General features: G+C 66.2%; 16 protein-coding genes. 5 read left to right on the top strand and 11 right to left on the bottom strand.

What is annotated here, in order from left to right:
• Positions 1 to 83 precede the first annotated feature (83 nt).
• Positions 84 to 761 (bottom strand): Crp/Fnr family transcriptional regulator, encoded by a 678-nt coding sequence (locus tag G6035_RS18100; protein WP_062007784.1) that lies wholly within the window; start codon positions 759 to 761, stop codon positions 84 to 86.
• A gap of 226 nt (positions 762 to 987) precedes the next feature.
• Between G6035_RS18100 and G6035_RS18095 the strand changes: the two genes are divergently transcribed.
• Positions 988 to 2172, top strand: a complete 1185-nt coding sequence (locus G6035_RS18095; protein ID WP_176618500.1) for a MarP family serine protease — start codon at positions 988 to 990, stop codon at positions 2170 to 2172.
• 29 nt (positions 2173 to 2201) lie between these two features.
• On the opposite strand, the gene G6035_RS18090 is transcribed toward G6035_RS18095, so the two are convergent.
• From G6035_RS18090 to G6035_RS18075, 4 genes are all read right to left on the bottom strand, one after another.
• On the bottom strand, positions 2202 to 4418 hold the full coding sequence (locus G6035_RS18090) for an alpha-galactosidase (protein ID WP_176618497.1): 2217 nt from the start codon (positions 4416 to 4418) through the stop codon (positions 2202 to 2204).
• Between the two features lie 87 nt (positions 4419 to 4505).
• The gene (locus G6035_RS18085; protein ID WP_176618496.1) at positions 4506 to 5870 is read right to left on the bottom strand and encodes a sugar ABC transporter substrate-binding protein; all 1365 of its coding nucleotides are present in this window, start codon (positions 5868 to 5870) and stop codon (positions 4506 to 4508) included.
• A gap of 42 nt (positions 5871 to 5912) precedes the next feature.
• Positions 5913 to 6815 (bottom strand): carbohydrate ABC transporter permease, encoded by a 903-nt coding sequence (locus G6035_RS18080; RefSeq protein ID WP_256128101.1) that lies wholly within the window; start codon positions 6813 to 6815, stop codon positions 5913 to 5915.
• A gap of 10 nt (positions 6816 to 6825) precedes the next feature.
• Complete coding sequence (locus G6035_RS18075) at positions 6826 to 7773, bottom strand: carbohydrate ABC transporter permease (RefSeq protein ID WP_176618494.1); 948 nt, start codon at positions 7771 to 7773, stop codon at positions 6826 to 6828.
• Positions 7774 to 7917: 144 nt separating this feature from the next.
• On the opposite strand from G6035_RS18075, the gene G6035_RS18070 reads away from it, so the two are divergent.
• Positions 7918 to 9162 (top strand): Gfo/Idh/MocA family protein, encoded by a 1245-nt coding sequence (locus tag G6035_RS18070; RefSeq protein WP_371131065.1) that lies wholly within the window; start codon positions 7918 to 7920, stop codon positions 9160 to 9162.
• 1 nt (position 9163) lies between these two features.
• Entirely contained in the window at positions 9164 to 10219 is a 1056-nt protein-coding gene (locus G6035_RS18065) for a LacI family DNA-binding transcriptional regulator (RefSeq protein ID WP_176618493.1), read from the top strand.
• A 1-nt stretch (position 10220) separates the two neighbouring features.
• Here G6035_RS18065 and aroQ read toward each other — a convergent pair whose 3' ends face one another.
• Positions 10221 to 10688 carry a type II 3-dehydroquinate dehydratase gene (aroQ, locus tag G6035_RS18060; RefSeq protein WP_176618492.1) on the bottom strand — a complete coding sequence of 156 codons (468 nt, stop codon included), beginning with the start codon at positions 10686 to 10688 and terminating at the stop codon, positions 10221 to 10223.
• 43 nt (positions 10689 to 10731) lie between these two features.
• Between aroQ and G6035_RS18055 the strand changes: the two genes are divergently transcribed.
• The gene (locus tag G6035_RS18055; protein ID WP_176618491.1) at positions 10732 to 11238 is read left to right on the top strand and encodes a hypothetical protein; all 507 of its coding nucleotides are present in this window, start codon (positions 10732 to 10734) and stop codon (positions 11236 to 11238) included.
• On the opposite strand, the gene G6035_RS18050 is transcribed toward G6035_RS18055, so the two are convergent.
• From G6035_RS18050 to G6035_RS18030, 5 genes are all read right to left on the bottom strand, one after another.
• On the bottom strand, positions 11225 to 13357 hold the full coding sequence (locus tag G6035_RS18050) for an alpha-galactosidase (protein WP_176618490.1): 2133 nt from the start codon (positions 13355 to 13357) through the stop codon (positions 11225 to 11227). The two genes, G6035_RS18055 and G6035_RS18050, sit on opposite strands and share 14 nt — an antisense overlap.
• A 29-nt stretch (positions 13358 to 13386) precedes the next feature.
• Positions 13387 to 14178 carry a DeoR/GlpR family DNA-binding transcription regulator gene (locus G6035_RS18045; protein ID WP_176618498.1) on the bottom strand — a complete coding sequence of 264 codons (792 nt, stop codon included), beginning with the start codon at positions 14176 to 14178 and terminating at the stop codon, positions 13387 to 13389.
• Positions 14179 to 14269: 91 nt separating this feature from the next.
• Positions 14270 to 15175, bottom strand: coding sequence for a carbohydrate ABC transporter permease (locus tag G6035_RS18040; protein ID WP_176618489.1), 906 nt, complete (start codon positions 15173 to 15175; stop codon positions 14270 to 14272).
• Positions 15175 to 16149: a carbohydrate ABC transporter permease gene (locus G6035_RS18035; protein WP_176618488.1), complete on the bottom strand. Its 975-nt coding sequence runs from the start codon at positions 16147 to 16149 to the stop codon at positions 15175 to 15177. The genes G6035_RS18040 and G6035_RS18035 overlap by 1 nt, the downstream gene beginning before the upstream one ends.
• 112 nt (positions 16150 to 16261) lie before the next feature.
• Positions 16262 to 17584: an ABC transporter substrate-binding protein gene (locus G6035_RS18030; protein WP_176618487.1), complete on the bottom strand. Its 1323-nt coding sequence runs from the start codon at positions 17582 to 17584 to the stop codon at positions 16262 to 16264.
• A gap of 52 nt (positions 17585 to 17636) precedes the next feature.
• Between G6035_RS18030 and G6035_RS19815 the strand changes: the two genes are divergently transcribed.
• On the top strand, positions 17637 to 17889 hold a 253-nt coding region (locus tag G6035_RS19815), incomplete at its 3' end, for a hypothetical protein (protein WP_218063337.1).

The raw sequence follows: 17889 nt of genomic DNA, 5'->3' as shown, positions 1-17889 counted from the left end.
GGCCGGGCCGTCGTCGTCCCTGGGTTCGTCGTGCTTGGTTTCGACGGGCCCAACCGGCGCGCGGCCGGTTGAACCGGCGGGGATCAGCGGGAGCGCTGGCGCAGGCGGTTGACGTCGAGGATGACGACGGCGCGGGCCTCCAGGCGCAGCCAGCCGCGCTGGACGAACTCGGCCAGCGCCTTGTTGACGGTCTCGCGCGAGGCGCCGACCAGCTGGGCCAGCTCTTCCTGCGTGAGTTCATGGGCCACGAGGATGCCGTCGGTGGCGGGGCGGCCGAAGCGGTCCGCCAGGTCCAGGATGGCCTTGGCCACGCGGCCGGGGACGTCGGAGAAGACCAAGTCGGAGAGGTTGTCGTTGGTGCGGCGCAGGCGGCGGGCCAGGGCCTGCAGAAGCTGCATGGACACCTCGGGGCGGTTGCGCAGCAGGGCGTTGAGCGATTCGTTCTTCAGCCCGGCCAGGCGGGTCTCGGAGACGGCTGTGGCGGTGGTGCTGCGCGGGGCCGGGTCAAAGAGGGCCATTTCACCGAAGAGCTCGCCCGGGCCCAGGATCGCAACGAGGGATTCGCGGCCGTCCGGCGAGGTGCGGCCCAGCTTCACCTTGCCCGAGACGATGAAGTACAGCTGGTCGCCCTGGTCGCCTTCACGGAACACGGAAGCCCCGCGGGAGAGGTCCACCTCGGCCAGCTCGTCGGTCAGCAGTCGGAAGGCCTCATCGTCGAGCGTGGTGAATAGTGGTGCGCGGCGCAGTACCTCGATGTCCATGAAATCTCCTTGAAGTTATGTAGCTAAACAGTTGGGACCTATTACTGATTCTTTCAGAAGTTTCGGGCTTTTGTGACCAATTTGGCATGCGCGGCGGTCTCCGTTCGGCATTTTACCCCAGGGACCCACAAGGGCTGCACGGATTCGCCCGGTATTATGTGCCTCGCGGGTGCCATCCGGGGAGTCGCGGGCAATGACCGGGAAAGTGCAGGGAAGGCGGTACTGGATGCTTGGCTTCTCCTGGCTGGATGCGGTGTTGATCCTGTGGCTGTTGTGGCAGCTGATCTACGGGCTCAGCGCGGGGCTGGTGGTCAGCCTGGGCGGGCTGCTCGGCATGGTGGCCGGCGGCGCTGCGGCGTTTTTTGCCGCGCCGTTTGTCAGTGAGCATGCACCCGGGCCCGGCTGGCGGACGGTGTTTGTCATCGGCGCCACCGTGATCCTGATCGCCATTGGCCATGCCGGGGGAATCAGGATCGGGCGGGCCATCGGCAAACGCGTGAAATCCGGCCCCGTACGCACCGTGAACCGGCTGCTCGGAGGGGCACTGAACGTGCTGGTGGGCGCGGTGGTGATTTCCCTGCTTGCCTTCGGCGTGACCAACCTGGGCATCCCCGCGGTCTCCAGGCAGCTGAGCAGTTCGGTGGTCATTTCCAAGATTGACGCCTGGACGCCGGACCCGGTCAAGGCGGTGGCTGCGCAGATGCGCTCGCTGGTCCTGGAGGAGGGCATACCCCAACTGCTCAACCCCGGCGGCCCCCACAACCCCGTGGCTGCGCCCAACGCCAGCACCAACACGCCGGCCTGGAACAACGCGGCCAGATCCGTGCTGAAGATTTCCGGCACCGCCTTCCAGTGCGGCCAGAACCAGACCGGTAGCGGGTTCGTGGTGGCACCGGACCGGGTCCTGACCAATGCCCACGTGGTGGCGGGCGTCCCCATGCCCGTGGTGGTCACGCCGTCGCAGGGCTCGCTCCCGGCCCGCGTGGTCTACTTCGACCCGGTGAAGGACCTGGCCATCCTTGCCGTGGATGGCCTGAACGTGGCTCCCCTGCCCACCGGCCCCACCCTCCGCGACAACTCCCAGGCGGCCTTCGCCGGCTACCCGCTGGGCGGGCCGCTGCAGGTCCGGCCCGCCACGGTGCTGGCCAGCGGGCCCATGCTGATTCCGGACATCGAGGGCAAGCAAAAGTCGGTGCTGGACATTTACCAGCTGGCCGGAAACGTCCAGTCCGGCAACTCGGGCGGCCCGCTGCTGGACACCTCCGGACGGGTCGTGGGAGTGGTGTTTGCCAAGTCGACGACGTCGGAACCGGTCGGCTTCGCCTTCACCATGGCCGAAGTGGCCCCGGTCATCGCGGCCGCGCCAATGCTCCACAGCCCGGTGGGCTCCGGGCAGTGCAGCGTCAAGTAGCTCCTGCCGCCATGTTCCTGGCGCCCGCGTCAGTGCATTTCCCCTGCATGTAGCAGGAGCGCGTGTTCCGGGCGGAGGACGGGAAGCGGAAGGCCGACGTTTGCCAGGAATGCACCACTCACCGTAACCCCGTCTTCCAGCCAGTTGCTGGACCGGATCTGGACAAAGGGACTTTCCTCCTCCCCTTCCCCCGACGTGGGGAGGTCGGCCACGGTGGGCATGAGAACTTGGACGCGGTAGGCCTTTCGCGGGTCAAGCCCGGGAAGCTCGACGCGTCCGGGGACTTCCGCGGCGAGGGAGGCGTGGACGACGGCGGCATACAGGGCTTCGGACTGGTCCCTCGCCACCACGCCATGCAAGGAGAGGTTGGGGTCGGCAATGTCGGCGTTCACCCGTGTGCCGGAATGGAGTAGGCCGCGGTGCTTCTTGTAAAGTCCAATGGCCCGTTTCAGGACGGTGCGCTCACGTGCCGTGGCCTGGCGGACGTCCCATTCCATGCCGAAGTGGCCGAAGATGGCAGTGATGGCCCGGAAGGTGATGTCGTGCACCCGGCCGGTGGTGTGGGAACGGGTCGGCCCCACATGGGCGCCAACGAGTTCTGGCGGCAGCACGGCCTGGGTCCAGCGCTGGATGGTCTGGCGTTCCAGGGCGTCATTGCAGTCCGATGCCCACACACGGTCCGTGCGCTGCAGGATGCCCAGGTCCACGCGGGCACCCCCTGAGGAGCAGGACTCGATCTCGACGTTCGGGTGCAACACCTTGAGTGCGTCAAGGAGCCGGTACGCGGCCAGGGTCTGGCCGTGCACGGAAGGCCGCCCGCCATGTCCATGCTCGGTGAGGTCACGGTTCTGGTCCCACTTGAGGTAGGCGATGTTGTTCTCGGTCAGGAGCGCATCGAGCCGGTCGTGGACGTACTGCCAGGCCTCCGGGTTGGCCAGGTCAAGAACGTGCTGCCCGCGCCACTCCAGCGGCAGTCGCCCGCCGTCGGTGTGGAGGCGCGTGTCGGGGCCCACGATCCATTCGGGATGTTCCCGGGCCACATCCGAGTCCAGGTTGACCATTTCCGGCTCCACCCAGAGGCCGAACTCCATGCCGAGTCCGTTGACATGCTCGATCAGCGGCGTCAGGCCCCGGGGCCAGACGTCCTGGTCGACGAACCAGTCGCCCAGGCCGGCGGTGTCATCCCGGCGGCCCCGGAACCAGCCGTCGTCCAGGACATACCGCTCTGCCCCCAGTCCGGCCCCGGAAGTGGCCAGTTCCATGAGCGGTTCAAGCCGATGGTCGAAGTAGACGGCCTCCCAGGTGTTCAGCACAACGGGACGGACACGGCCCTCCGTGGTGTCCACGTGGTTCGGCCGGGCCCGGAACCAGCGGTAAAAGGCATCCGTCACCCCGTCCAGGCCCTGGGCCGAGTATGCCGCATAGAGGACCGGTGTCCTGTAGCCTTCGCCCGGGGCCAGAACCAGTTCGCCGGAGCCCAGGAGCTCGGTGGCGCCGAGCATCCTGCGGCCGTCAGCCAGGGAATCCAAAAACTGTTCGTGGTTTCCGGACCAGCCAAAGTGGGTGGCCCAGACTTCACCGCGCCGATTGCCGAACCCCTTGGTCCCTGCCGCCACCAGCAGGGACGAATCGTGCCCGGTGCGCCCATGGCGGCCGGTGCGGACCCAGGTGCCCTGCCGGATGTCCTGCCGCTGTGGGTGGTTCTCGCGGATCCAGCGGCCGGTGAAGTCCAGCAGTTCACCGGCCCGCGCAGGGACGGGGAGGCTCAGGGCCAGTTCCTCCACGGCATAGTCCGTAGTGCCGTTGTTGAGGAGTTCGTGGGCAACCTCCAGCAGCCCCCCGGGATTCAAGACGAGGGTCGTGGTCAATTCCAGGCCCGCCTTCGGGTCGGTCTGGATGATCCGGCCGGCCTGCGAAACGGCCCCCGGCACGGTGCCGGCCGGCACCGGAACGGTTTCAGCAGAGGTGACCCGGAAGCAGGGGGAGAAATGAAAGCCGGGGACGCCTTCGTCATTCCAGCGGTAGCCTCGCAGGCCGGGGCGCCCGGCCCATCCGGAGGACGCCTGGGGAAGAAGCCCGGCCACGATCGGCGCGTCCAGGGCGGAGTGCGGGATGGGGTTGTTCAGGCGGCCCATGTCCGGAAGGCCGGGTCCCAGGGCCGGGCCCCAATGGACGATTTCGGCCTCGCCGGATTCGAAGGAGAGGACCAGGCTGGAACCGGCGGCGGAAAGGTGGAGGGGGTGCATGGAACGGCTTTCGGTCGGTGCGGGGGGAGGGGACGAAAAGTGTGCGACGACGGCGGTGCTGCTGCCGCCGCCGCACACGGCGTGGTGCTACTTGGCGAACAGGGCGTTGACCTGGCCGTTGGCAGCCGTCAGTGAGCTGGCGGGCGCCTTGCCGGCGACCACGGCATCCATGGCAGGCTTCATGATGCCGGCCACCTTGGCGGCATTGTCCGTGATGGGGAGCAGGAACGTGGTGTCGTCCTTCACGTGCTGCGTGAAGGGCGTGACGTCAATGCCCTTTGCCTTGAAGGCTGCAGCGGCCTTGTCGCTTGAGGTCTTGATGGCGGGGAAGACCACGGCCTTGGAGGCCACCACGTCCTGGCACTTGGTGGAGGCGAGGTACTCGACCCATTTGATGGAGGCGTCTTTCTTTTTGGTCCCGGCCCAGATGGAGTCGGCCAGGCCGTTGAACATGGACATGCTCTTGCCGTTGGGGCCAACCGGGGTGGGGGCGATGCCCAAGTCCACGCCCTTGTAAGTCTTGTACTGGCCGATCATCCAGTCGCCATTGCTGTTGATGGCGGCCTTGCCCGCACCGAATGCATCAGGTGCGCTGGCGCCCACCGTGGTCTCGAGTTTTGGCATGTAGCCCTTTTGGGCGAGCGAGGCCCACCAGGCGATGGTGTCCTGGAGGCGCTTATCGTCGTAGTTGAAATGGGTGCCCCAGGGGTTCTTGTCCGTGGTGGTCCAGCCCGTTGTGGCGCTCAGGAAGCTCCACTGGGTCTGCCCCGCATTTTCACCATCGGAACCTGGCAGGCCCAGTCCGTAGACGGCCACGTTGTTCTTGTCGAAGCCCGGCTCGTCGCCGCGCTTGCCGTTCTTGTCGACCGTCAGGTGGGCGATTGCCTTCTCGTAGGTGCCGCCGTCCTGGGGGTTCCAGGTGAGGGATGCCATCTGGGCGGGGCTCAGGCCGGCAGCGGCGGCCATCTTCTTGTTGTAGAACAGCGAAATGGTGTCCCAGTCCTTGGGCAGGCCGTAACGCTTGCCATCCTGGCCCACCCAGAGGTCGGCGAGGCCGGCGTTGTACTGGTTGAGGTTGATATTGGCGGCCTTGACGGCGTCGTCAAGCGGCACCAGCTGCTTGGTCTTGACGAAGTCCGGGAACTTGGACAGGTGGTCGGTGAATACATCGGGCGCCGTCCCCGCGGCCATGCCGTTGGTGAGCTTGCCCCAGTAGTCATCCCAGCCGGTCTGGGTGATCTTGACGGTGATGTCCGGGTTGGCTTTGTGAAAGTCGTCAGCGCACTGCTGGTAGGCCGGCAGCTGGTTGGCGTCCCACAGCCAGTAACTGACGTCCCCGCTGGCAGAGTTGCCGCCGGCGGAGGCGCCGCCACAGGCGCTCAGGGACGCGGCGGCGAAAACGGCAATGGCCACTGCGCCGACGGTCTTCTTGCTGGTGAAGGGGTTTTTCATGGGCTTCTTTCTTTCCGGGGTGTTTGAGGGGTTGGCGCCGGACTACTTGGTGCCGTTGAAACCGATGGAATTGACGATCCGTTTGCCGAAAGCGGCGAACAGGATCAGGACGGGAAGGGCAGAGACAAGGGTTGCGGCCATGAGGCCGGACCAGTCGGGCGCGCCCTGGGGCGACTGGGACTTGAACACGCTGAGCCCAACGGTCAGGACCCGGGAACTATCGTCACTCCCCACCAGGAGTGGCCAGAAGTACTCATTCCACTGGCCCATGAAGGTCAGGAGCGCAAGTGTGGCCAGGGGTGCGGCAGCGTTGGGAAGGACAACCTGGAAGAAGATCCTCCAATGCCTGGCCCCATCCAGCATCGCCGCCTCCTCCACTTCACGGGACATGTTCAGGAAGAACTGGCGCATGAAGAAAATGGCAAACGGGGTCATGAAGATGTACGGCAGGACCAGGCCCGCCATGGTGTTCAACAGGCCGAGGTTGCGGACCAGGAGGAAGTTGGGCAGGGCCGTGAAGATCGGCGGTACCAAAATGGTTCCCAGAAACAGTGCAAAGACCTTGTCCCTCCCCTTCCAACGGAGCCGGGAGAAGGCATAAGCCGCCATGGAGCTGAAGAAGACCGCGCCCGCGGTGGTCAGGGTCGCGAAGAGCATGGAGTTGAGCAGGTAGCCCCAAAAATTGATGGAGGCACCCGATCCGCCGGCCGCGATGGCCTCCGCCGTCGTCTGCAGTCCAAAGACACGCTTGAACGCGCCCAGACTGAAGTCCGCCGGCAGCAGATTGGCCGAATTGGCCGCCAGGGAACCGTTGGTGGACAAGGCAGTCCGCAGGACCCAGTAAAAGGGCAGGATGCTGATGGCAATGGCGAGACCGACGGCGGTCCAGGCCAGGACCAGGCGCCACCTGAACCTGCGTCGGCGCTGTGATGCGAATTCAGTCATGGGGGTTCTCCTAGTCCAGGTCCGATTCATTGCCGCGCAGGAATTTCATCTGGATGACGGCGACAACCATGAGAATGAGGAACAGGATCACGGCAATCGCGGAACCATAGCCGAAGTCCTGTTCGTTGAAGGCGCGCTGGAAAATGAGGTACTGCAGCACGCGGGTGGCGTTGATGGGGCCGCCCTGGGTGGTCACGGCAACGGTGTCAAAAACCTGGAAGGAGCCGGTGACGGTCATGACGAGCACCAGGGCCAGGACGGGACGCAGAAGGGGCAGGGTGATCTTGCGGAACGTCTGGCCCGGGGAGGAGCCGTCAAGGCTGGCCGCTTCATACAAAGAGCCGGGAATCGCCTGAAGGCCGGCGAAAATGAGCAACGCCGTGTACCCCATGTTCCGCCAGGTGTTGATCAGCGCCTGGGTCGGAATGGCCCAGATTTGCGAGCCGAAGAACGCCACCCGGGGCAGCCCCAGCCATTCGATGACCTGGTTGACGATGCCGATCTGGTAGTCCAGCATCCAGAACCACAGCAGCGCGGCAATGACGTTGGCCATCAGGTAGGGCAGGAGTAGTGCGCCGCGCACCAGGATGGACTTGGCCACGTTGTGCATCAGGAGGGCCAGTCCCAGCGCAATGGAGGTTTGCAACACGATGTTGATGACCACATATTCAACCGTCACCCAGAGCGAGTTCCAGAACATCGGGTCCTTTGCGATGGCCTGGTAGTTCTTCATGCCCACCCACTCCGGGTCGCCCAGGATCGAGTAGTCGGTAAAACTGAGGTAGAGGCCCCGGAAGGTCGGGACAATGTAGAAGGCCACGAGGCCGATCAACGCAGGGGCGATAAAGACCATTGCGATCCTGGCGTCGCTGCGTCCACGGCGTGCCTTGGGGCCCTTCCGGGGCAGGGCGCTGGGGATGGGTCTTCTGGTTCCGGCCCTGAGGGTGCTGCTGGCCATACGTGCCTCCATTGATGTGATGCAACTAACAACAGCACAGGAATCTACACGAGTAACTATTTTGAGTGCAAGTAATTTCGACAAGATAGCCAGATGTTTCAATTTGTATTGACTCGAGTAGATCCTCATGTAAAACTCGGGGGCATGACCCAGATGACACCTTTTTCCCTCGGAATCGTCGGTGCCGGCCAGTTCGCCGGCCAATTTGCAAAACTCTTCCAGGCACACCCGTGCGTTACCGACGTCTATGTCACCGATGTCCTGCCCGAGCGGGCCGAAGCCTTGGCGGGGCGCCAGCATCTCGCCGGGACTTTCGCCAGCTTCGAGGAAATGCTCGCCAGCGGAGTGGACGCCGTCGCGATCTTCACGCAGCGCTGGACGCACGGGCCCCTCGTCGTCCAGGCCCTGCGGGCAGGCAAGCACGTCTACTCGGCGGTTCCCATGGCCATCAGCGAAGAGGAAATTGCCGACATCATCGCGGCGGTCCGTGAAACGGGCCTGACCTACATGATGGGTGAGACCAGCTACTACAACCCCGCCACCATCTATGCGCGCCGGATGAAGGATGCCGGCGCCTTCGGCCGGGTTTTCTACGCCGAGGGGGACTACGTCCACGACATGGACCTGGGCTTCTACGCCGCCTACCAATACAGTGGTGGCGCGGACTGGCAGAAGACGGCCAGCTACCCTCCAATGTTGTACCCCACGCATTCCTTGGGAGGGGTCCTGGGCGGGATCGGCGGCCACCTGACCAGCGTGAGCTGCATCGGAGTCCGTGATGACCGCGGCGATGGCGTCTTCGACCGCCAAATCAGCATGTTCGACAACGATTTCTCCAATGCCAGCGCCCTGTTCGAGATGGCAGGCGGCGGCAGCGTGCGCATCAACGAGTTCCGGCGCGTCGGCTATCCGTCCCACCTCCGGGAGAGCCGCTTCCGCTACTTCGGCACCGAAGGAAGCTTCGAGCAGCTCGTGGAAACCGCCGTGTGGCAGGACAAGAAGGGCTTCACGGACGTCAGCGAACAGATCCGCACCCTCCCCAGCCTCGCCCTGGACGATCCGTCACTGGCTGACGTGGACCCGGCATTGCGGGACGCCTTCGTTTCCGGCCTGGCGCCGGTGCATGATCCCAGCCGCCTCCCGGTTCAACTCCGCGCCCTGCCCAGCGGGCATGAAGGCAGCCACAGCTTCCTGGTCGACGACTTTGCCACGGCCGTTGCCACCGGCGAACTACCCCCGGTCAACGCTTGGGAGGCGGCACGGTACACCCTCCCCGGGATCGTGGCCCACAGGTCGGCATTGCGTGGCGGCGAACGCCTGCAGATCCCCGACTTCGGCGACGCCCCGGCCGTGGCGCGCGCGGCAGGGGAACTGGCCGCTGAACGCTAACATGGTGGCTATGCCGGACCACCCCTCCCCGCCCAGACCCGTCATCACGCGCAAGGACGTCGCGCGCCTGGCCGGCGTCAGCACCGCCGTCGTCAGCTACGTGGTCAACGGGGGGCCCAAAAACGTGGCCCCGGCCACGCAGGCGAAGGTCCGGCAGGCCATCGCGGCCCTCGGCTACCGGCCCAATGTGGCCGCCAGGGCATTGAAGAAGGGATCCTCCCGGCTCCTGGGCATGGTCGTTCCGAAGATCGGCAATCCCTTCTTTGCCAGCCTTGCGGAGGAGGTGGAGCAGGCCGCGGAGGAACGCGGATTCGCCATGCTCCTGGCGGATTCCCGGGACTCACTCTCCGTGGAGCAAAGCCACCTGAGGAACTTCGTGGACCGCCAGGTGGACGGGGTGTTCCTATGTTCCGTGCTGAGCAATCCGGATGTCGGCGAGCTGGAACAGCGGGGGATCCGGACCGTGCTGCTGAACTTTTCGGAGGACGCCCGGGCCATTGACGCCATTGGCCCGGAATTCACCCGCAGTTCCCGGCAAGCCGTGGAACACCTGGGCTCGCATGGCCACACGGAGATTGCCCTCATTGTGGGTATCCCCACGGGAAACACCCTGGACCGCCGTGAAATAGGTTGGCGGCAGGCTTTGCAGGCCATGGGGCAGCTTGACGGACGGGTATACCGCTGCTCCTTCGACCGCCAGGGCGGCTATGAAGCAGGGCAACAGCTCCTGGCCTCGTCGCCCCGCCCCGGTGCGGTGTTCATCAGCTCGGACCAGCAGGCCATCGGATTCCTGCGGGCCATCCATGAAGCCGGCCTGCGGATTCCCGAAGACGTTGCGGTCATGTCCTTCGACGGCTCAGAGGAAGCGGAGTACTGCTGGCCACCGCTGAGCACCGTTCGCCAGCCCGTCCGGGAGATGGCGGAAGCCGGGGTGAAGGCCATCATCGGCCCCGGGCGGAACACGCCGCCGCAGAGCCTGGTCTTCGACTGCGAACTGGTCCTTCGCCGCTCCTGCGGCTGTACCGCGGCCCACGACGCAGGCCAGGGCGTCAAGTGACCTACGCCAGCGCCTGGTCCAGGTAGCTGACGGCCAGGACGTAGCCGTGGACGCCGGCGCCGACGATGACGGCGTCGCACACGGGGGACAGGTAGGAGTGGTGCCGGAACTCCTCGCGCTTGTGCACATTGGAGATGTGCACCTCCACCGTGGGAAGCTCGACGGCGGAAATCGCGTCCCGGATGGCCACGGACGTGTGCGTGTAGGCGCCGGCGTTGATGATGATGCCCACCGCGGTGCCGCGCGCCGCGTGGATGGCGTCCACGAGGTCGCCCTCGTGGTTTGACTGGATGCACTCGGAGCTGAACCCGGCGTCCCGGGCGGCCGCACCGGCGAGCCGGGCGACGTCGTCGAGCGTGTCACTGCCGTAGATGGCGGGCTCGCGCGTGCCCAGCAGGTTCAGGTTGGGGCCGTTGAGGATGAGCAGTTCGCCGCGGCCGGCGGGCGTGGCATCGGGTGTGGAAGTCATGGAACCATCATGCCCCATGCACGCCCGGCGGTAGGATGCAGCCATGGACATCTGGTGGGGTCGGTTGGCTGCGGACCTGGGCAGCTGGGGCCAGGGCTGGCTGCCCGTCATCTCCATTGTGGGCGTGTTCGTGACCGCACTGGTCGCCTACCTGACCTACCGGCAGGCGCTTGACGCCGGACGCCGCGACCAGTGGTGGGTGCGGGCGCAGTGGGCCATCGACGCCGCGCTGGACACCGGCAGCGACCGCCGGCTGGCCGGCCTGATCGTCCTGACGAGCCTGAAGACCAGCGATCTGGCCACCCGGCAGGACGCCGCCCTGTTCGACGAGATTGCGCGCAATGTCAAGGCTTCCCTTGGCGCCGCCGGGCCACACGGACAGCAGGCACCCCGGCCAGGGCTGACCGAACCATCCGTGTCCGAGCCGCCCGTGCCCGAACCATCCGTGTCCGGCCGCGACCAGCTGCTGCGCCAGGCGGACGCCCTGCTGCAGTCCGCTGCGCCCCCGGAGTCCGGCAGGCGGGCACGCAGCCCCATCAGCGCGCCGTGACCTCCAGCAGGATGGCATGCTCCGGGTTGAGCACCGGCATGGGCAGCCCCACCTCGGCCAGGAACCGGCCGCTGGCCACCGCCCCGCCCGCCAGCCAGGCGGGCGCGGCGGCCTGCATGAACGTTGCCCCCGCCGCGTCCGGCCCCGGGTAACACAGCGCCACGCGGTACTGCAGTTCCGGATCCAGTCCGGGAATGGCCACCCGTCCGGGCTGCTCGGCGTACGACGTCGCCACCGCCACGAGCGCGAACAGCGCCCGGGTGCCGTCCCCGGCCACAACCCCGTGCAACATCAGGGACGGGTCCGGCACGTCCGCGCGGACCATGGTGCCGCTGTGGATGAGCCCGCGGTGTTTTTTGTACAGTTCGACGGCGCCGCGCAGCTCCTCCCGCCCGGCGCCCGCGACTCCGCGGATGTCCCACTCCATGCCAAAGTGGCCGAACAGGGCCGTGGCCGCACGGAAGGAGAGGTCGTGCGTGCGCCCCGTGGTGTGGGAGGTGCCGGGCCCGATGTGCGAGCCCACCAGCTCCGGCGGCACCACTACGGACGTCCAGCGCTGGATGGTCTGCCGTTCCAGGGCGTCGTTGCAGTCCGAGGCCCAGATCCGGTCCGTCCGTTCCAGGATGCCCAGGTCCACGCGCGCGCCGCCGGAGGAACAGCTTTCAATTTCCAGGCCCGGGTGGGCGGCCTTCAGTGCATCCAGCAGCCGGTACACGGCCAGCGTCTGCCGGTGCACGCCGGGCCGTCCGTCGTGGCCCATCTCGGCCAGGTCCCGGTTCTGGTCCCATTTGAGGTAGCTGATGGGGTATTCGTCCAGCAGCGCGTTGAGCCGGTCAAAAATGTACTGCCAGGCGTCCGGGTTCGCCAGGTCCAGCACCTGCTGGTGGCGCCACGGCAGGGGCAGCCGGGACCCGGCGTCGTGCCTGGCCACGGGGCCGGCGATCCAGTCGGGGTGCGCACGGGCCACGTCGGAATCAACGTTGGCCATCTCCGGCTCCACCCACAGCCCAAACTGCATGCCGCGGGAGGTGACGGCTTCCACGAGGGGATGCAGGCCCTGCGGCCACACGTCCCCGTCCACGTACCAGTCGCCCAGCCCGGCGGAGTCGTTGCGGCGGTGGTGGAACCAGCCGTCGTCGAGCACAAAGCGCTCCACGCCCAGTTCCGCCGCGGACTCCGCCAGCTCGGTCAAGACGTCCAGGCGGTGGTCGAAGTAGACGGCCTCCCAGACGTTCAGGACCACGGGGCGGGGCGTGGACGGGTGCCTGCTGCGTGCCCGGAACCAGTGGTGGAACGCCTCGGAAATGCCGTCCAGCCCGCGGTCCGAGTAGGCCGCAAAGCACGGCGGCGTGACGTAGCTTTCGCCGGGCGCCAGCACCACCTCGCCGGAACCGAGCAGCTCCTCCGCGCCCATCACGGTGCGCCCGTCCGCGACCGTGTCCACAAATTGTTCGTGGTCCCCGCTCCAGCCAAGGTGGGCGGCCCACACCTTGCCGTGCCGGTTGCCGAAGCCCGGAGTCCCAACGGCCAGCAGCAGCGAGGCGTCATGCCCGGTCCGGCCATGGCGGCCGCTGCGCACCCACGTGCCCTGCCCCACCGGGCGGCGTTGCGGATGGCGTTCACGGCACCACCGGCCGGTGAGGTCGAGGATCTCGGTGGCGTCCCGGCCAGCCGGGAGGGTCACGGCGAGCCCGTCCAGGGCAAAGTCCGCGCCGCCGCGGTTTTCCACCCCGTGGCTTACTTCCAGCAGGCCGCCGGCGTGCAGCGTCACCGTGGTCATCACGGCCAGGCCAAGGTCCGCATCGAGCTGCTCAATGCGGGCCTCCCCGCCGGACTGGGACCAGTCCTCCAGGCGCAGCCGGGGCGAGAATCCTGCCCCGGAGGCGCCCGTGCCGTGTCCGCGCAGGCCGGGGCGCCCGCGCCAGCCGTCCGACGCCTGCGGCACGAGCCCCAGGGGCACGGGGACGTCCAGGGCGGAGTGGGGGACGGCGTCGCCCAGGATGGCCAGGTCCGGCAGCTCCGGGCCGAGGTCGGCGCCCCAGTGCAGGAGTTGCGGGGCACCGCCGTCGAGCCCGATGACGAGCGATGTTCGGCCCTGGCGCAGGTAAATGGCTGGCACGTGTGACTCCTGAACGTTTCTTGGCGGGGTTAGGGGGTGTGCGGATGCGGTGCGGTGGCGACGAGGCGCAGCTTGCCCACGCGCTCGCGCAGGATGCGTTGCGCTTCCAGGGCGAGGTCCTCGTCGCTGATGACCTCATCCACCTCCTCCATGGCGGCGATGGTGCTGATGCCCACGGTGCCCCACTTGCTGTGGTCGGCCAGCACCACCACCTTGCGTGCCGCCTCAATCAGCGCCCGGTCCATCTCGGCCTCGAGCAGGTTCGGGGTGGTGAAGCCGGCATCCTCGTCCACGCCGTGGACGCCCAGGAACAGCACGTCCAGGTGCAGCGAGCGGACCGACTGGGTGGCGATGGGCCCCACCAGGGCGTCCGACGGCGTGCGCTCGCCGCCCGTGAGGATCACCGACACCCTGGACCCCGCGCCCTGGAAGACGTCGGCGATCTTCACGGAGTTGGTCACCACCGTGAGGTTTTTGCGGGCGCTGAGTGCCTTGGCCAGCGCCCAGGTGGTGGTGCCGGCGCTGAGGCCGATCGCCATCCCGTCCTGGACAAGCAGCAGGGCCTCCTGCGCGATGGCCTGCTTTTCCAGCGTGCCCAGGGTGGACTTGAGCTCAAAGCCGGGTTCGTGCGTCCCGGCGCCGCCGGGCAGCTTGGCGCCGCCATGGATCTTCTGGACCAGTCCGGCGTCGTCCAGGGCATCGATGTCGCGGCGGACGGTGACGAGGGAAACGCCGAACTGTTCGGCCAGGTCCGAAACCCGCACCACGCGTTCTCGGGCCACCGTGGAGACGATTGCGGTGCGCCGGGCGTCGGCGAGCATTGGCACGTCTTCGGTGCGGTCGGACCGCTCCGTGTGGGGCAGGGGGGCGCCCTTGGTGGCTTTCATGTGCTTCCCGGTTCTCACGCCACCCTCAGCCCTTGCTGGAGCCGAGGGTCAGGCCGGCAACAAAGTGGCGTTGCAGGACGATGTAGATAATCAGGGTCGGGACCACCGTGATGGTGGCCCCGGCGGCCAGCAGGTTGTAGTTGGAGAGGAACGTCCCCTGCAGGTTGTTGATGGCCGTGGTGACGGGGAGCCTGTCGCCGCTTTGGATGAAGAGCAGGGGCCAGAAGTAGTCGTTGTAGATGAAGATCAGTTCCAGCGTGGCCAGCGCCGCGATGGCCGGGCGGCACAGCGGCATGATGATTGATACGTACTGGCGCCAGATGCCCGCGCCATCCACGAGGGCGGCCTCGGTCAGGTCCGCCGAGAGCGCCTTCATGTAATTGGAGAGCACGAAGGTGCAAAAGCCGATCTGGAACGCGGTGTTGGCAATGATGACGGAAATGTAGGTGTTGAGCAGGCTGCCCGAATCGCTGAACCAGTACGGCAGCTGGATCAGCTTGAACATTTCAAAGAGCGGGGTGGCCAGGACCTGGGGCGGGAGCAGGTTGCCGGCCGTGAACATGATCAGCAGGGTGACGTTGAACTTCCAGCTCACCCGGCTGACGGCAAAGGCCATCATGGAACTGAACAGCAGCACCAGGATGATGGTGGGGACGGTGATGATGAGCGAGTTCATGAAGTAGCGCGGGAAGCCGCCCTGCGTCCAGGCCTGTGCGAAGTTGTTGAAGTTGAATGCGCCGCCGAGGCTGAAATAGCCGTATTTGTCCGTGTCCGCCTTGGGGCGCAGGGCCGTGAACAGGGCCCAGCCCAGGGGGACCATCCACATGACTGCCATGACGGTGAGGAAAAGGTGGGTGCCGTAGTGCGGGCGGCTGCGGCCCGCCCCTGGCTTGGCGGGCCGGGCCCGGCGGGCGGTGGTGGAAGCAGACATCAGAACTTCTCCTTCCGGAACGTCCGGGACAGGTAGATGGTGATGGGCACCAGGGAGATGACCAGCAGGATGACGGCAAAGGCCGAGCCGATGCCGATGGACTGCCCCTCGCCGATCAGGTAGGTGATGACCAGGGCGCTGATGAGTTCCAGGCCGTTGGTGCCCTTGTTGATGACCCAGACGACGTCGAACGCCCGGAGGGATTCGATGATGGTGATCACCACAATGACGATGTTGATGGGCGCCATGGCGGGGAACACGATGCGGAAGAACGTCTGGGTGGCGTTGGCCCCGTCCAGGGAGGCGGCCTCCTTCAGCGAGGCGTCCACGCCCTTCAGGCCGGCCAGGTAGAGGATCATGACGTAGCCGGCGTGCCGCCAGGTGGCCGCTATGAGGGCCGCCCAGATGTTGACGCTGGAGTTGCCGAACCAGTCAACGGCCTGCGGCGTGCCGGCGGTGCCCAGCAGGAAGTTCAGCAGGCCGTTGTCCTTTTGGTAGAACAGCTGCCAGATGATGCCCACCAGGGCCAGGGACAGCATAACCGGGACAAAGAAGATGCTTTGGTAGATCTTGCTGCCGCGGATCTGCTGGTCCAGCAGCACGGCCAGCAGCAGGCCCAGCGGGGTGGCCACGACGGCCAGGAACAGCAGCCACAGGATGTTGTGCTGGACGGCCGGCCAGAAGGCCGGGTTGTCCGTGAAGGCGTAGGTGTAGTTGGCCATGCCCGCGGCACGGATGTCGGAAAGGGACAGGCCGTTCCAGCGGGCGAAGGACAGCAGCACGGACAGCAGCGTGGGGATCCAGACAAAGGCGAGCTGGATCAGGGTCGGGATGCCCACCATGATGCCCAGGACCACCTTGTCCCGCTTGGAGAGCCGTTTGACGCGGCCCGGTTTGGCCTGGCGCACGGCTGTTTTGTGGCTGCCCCGGGTGCCGGGGGCGGCTGGTTCGGATAGCTCGGTTGGCGTGCTCATGGGGGCAGACTCGTTTTCTCGCAGGGACGCTTGCGGGGCGGATTCAGGTGCAGCGGACGGCGGTGGCGGCCGGGCCGGCCCGGCGGACGGGGCCGGCCGCCACCGCACGCAGTCACTGGGCCGCGTACAGCGCCTTGGCCTGCGACTCGAGGTTCTTGACGTCCACGGTGCCGTCCTTGATGAAGCCCTGCAGCGCCGGGATCATCACGTTGTTGGCCATGGCCGGCAGGGCATCGCGGTCAAAGAACTGGCTGATGCTCTTGGCGTTGGCGATGGTCTCGGCGCACTTTTTGGTCAGCGGCGAGAACGTGGAGGTGTCGGCACCCTTGGCGGTGGCGATGTTGGACGGGTCCACCTTTGCGTACGCGTCCTGTCCGGCCGGGGTTCCCATGAAGGCCAGGAAGTCCCGGGCGCCCTGGTTGTTGCCGCCCTTCTTGGACAGCAGCAGGCCGTCAATGGGCGCCTCGACGGCGTCCCGGCCCTCCATGGCGATTTCCGGGAACGGGAAGAAGTCGATGTCGTCCAGGATCGCCTTGTCCGTGTACTGCTGGGTGACGAAGGACCCCAGCAGGAACATGCCGGACTTCTTCTTGCCCATGTTGATGGCGCCGTCCTGCCAGGTCATGCCGAGGGCGCCGGGGTTCTGGTAGGGCAGCAGGGCCTTCCAGGTGTCAAAGACGTCGCTGACCTTCTTCTGGTCCCAGGACTCCTTGTGCGCGGTCAGGTCCATGTGGAACTGGTAGCCGTTCAGCCGCATGTTGATGTAGTCGAAGGTGCCCATGGCCGGCCAGCCGTCCTTGTCGGTGAACTCGATCGGGATCAGCCCGTCGGACTTCATCTTGGCGCACAGGGTCTTCAGCTCATCGAACGTTGTGGGGATGGCGTAGCCCTTTTCGGCCCAGACGCTCTTGCGGTAGAAGAAGCCCCACGGGTAGTTGTAGTTCGGTACAAAGTACATCTTGCCGTCGGGGCCGGTGGAGGCCTTCTTCATGGCGTCCGAGTAGTTGGCGCCGACCTTTTCCCACACGTCGTCGATGGGTGCGAGCAGGCCCTTGCCGGCGTAGTACCGCATGCGGTAGCCGGCGAACCAGGTGAAGGCGTCGTCCGGGCTGCCCTGCAGGTAGGTGGAGATCTTGTTCTGGAAGTCGTTGTGGGGGACCACGTTGGTGGTGACCTTGATCTTGGTCTTCGCGGTGAACGCGTCGGTCACCGCCTTGTAGGCGGCCTTGGGCACGTCGTCGGAGGAGCCGGACCCAAAGGTCAGCGACGTGGAGGCGGCGGCCGAGGCACCCGGGCCGCTGCCGCCCGTGCAGGCGGCCAGCAACGGGATGGCGGCGGCACCGACGGCACCGACGCCGAGGGTCTTCAGAAGGGTGCGGCGGTCAAAGCCCGGCCGGATGTTTCCGGAGGCGGGCCGATCTTCATTGATTGACATGATTTCTCCCTTGAAAAACACAAGCCTGTGAAGTGGATCACATGAAACAATCATGAAGCAGTCAAAAACGAACGTCAAGACTCAAAAAGAAAAATTTTCGATCATGCGTGCCCGCGCCGGCCGGTTTAAATGGATCTGTGTTGCAGTTGTTGGACCAAAACGAGCCAAAACGGACGCTTTCAATCAACAACTGCAACACAGATGGGGTGGGGCGGGGGCCGGGTCAGGCCTTCAGGGAGTCCGAGATCTGGTTCATGACGGTGTTGTCGGCGAGGGTGGAGGAGTCGCCGGCTTCGCGGCCCTCG

Source organism: Arthrobacter sp. SDTb3-6 (assembly GCF_013376095.1).
In the GTDB taxonomy this organism is placed as follows: Bacteria; Actinomycetota; Actinomycetes; order Actinomycetales; family Micrococcaceae; genus Specibacter.
Note: the sequence above shows the minus strand (reverse complement) of the source record. Positions and strands in the feature narration are given on the sequence as shown.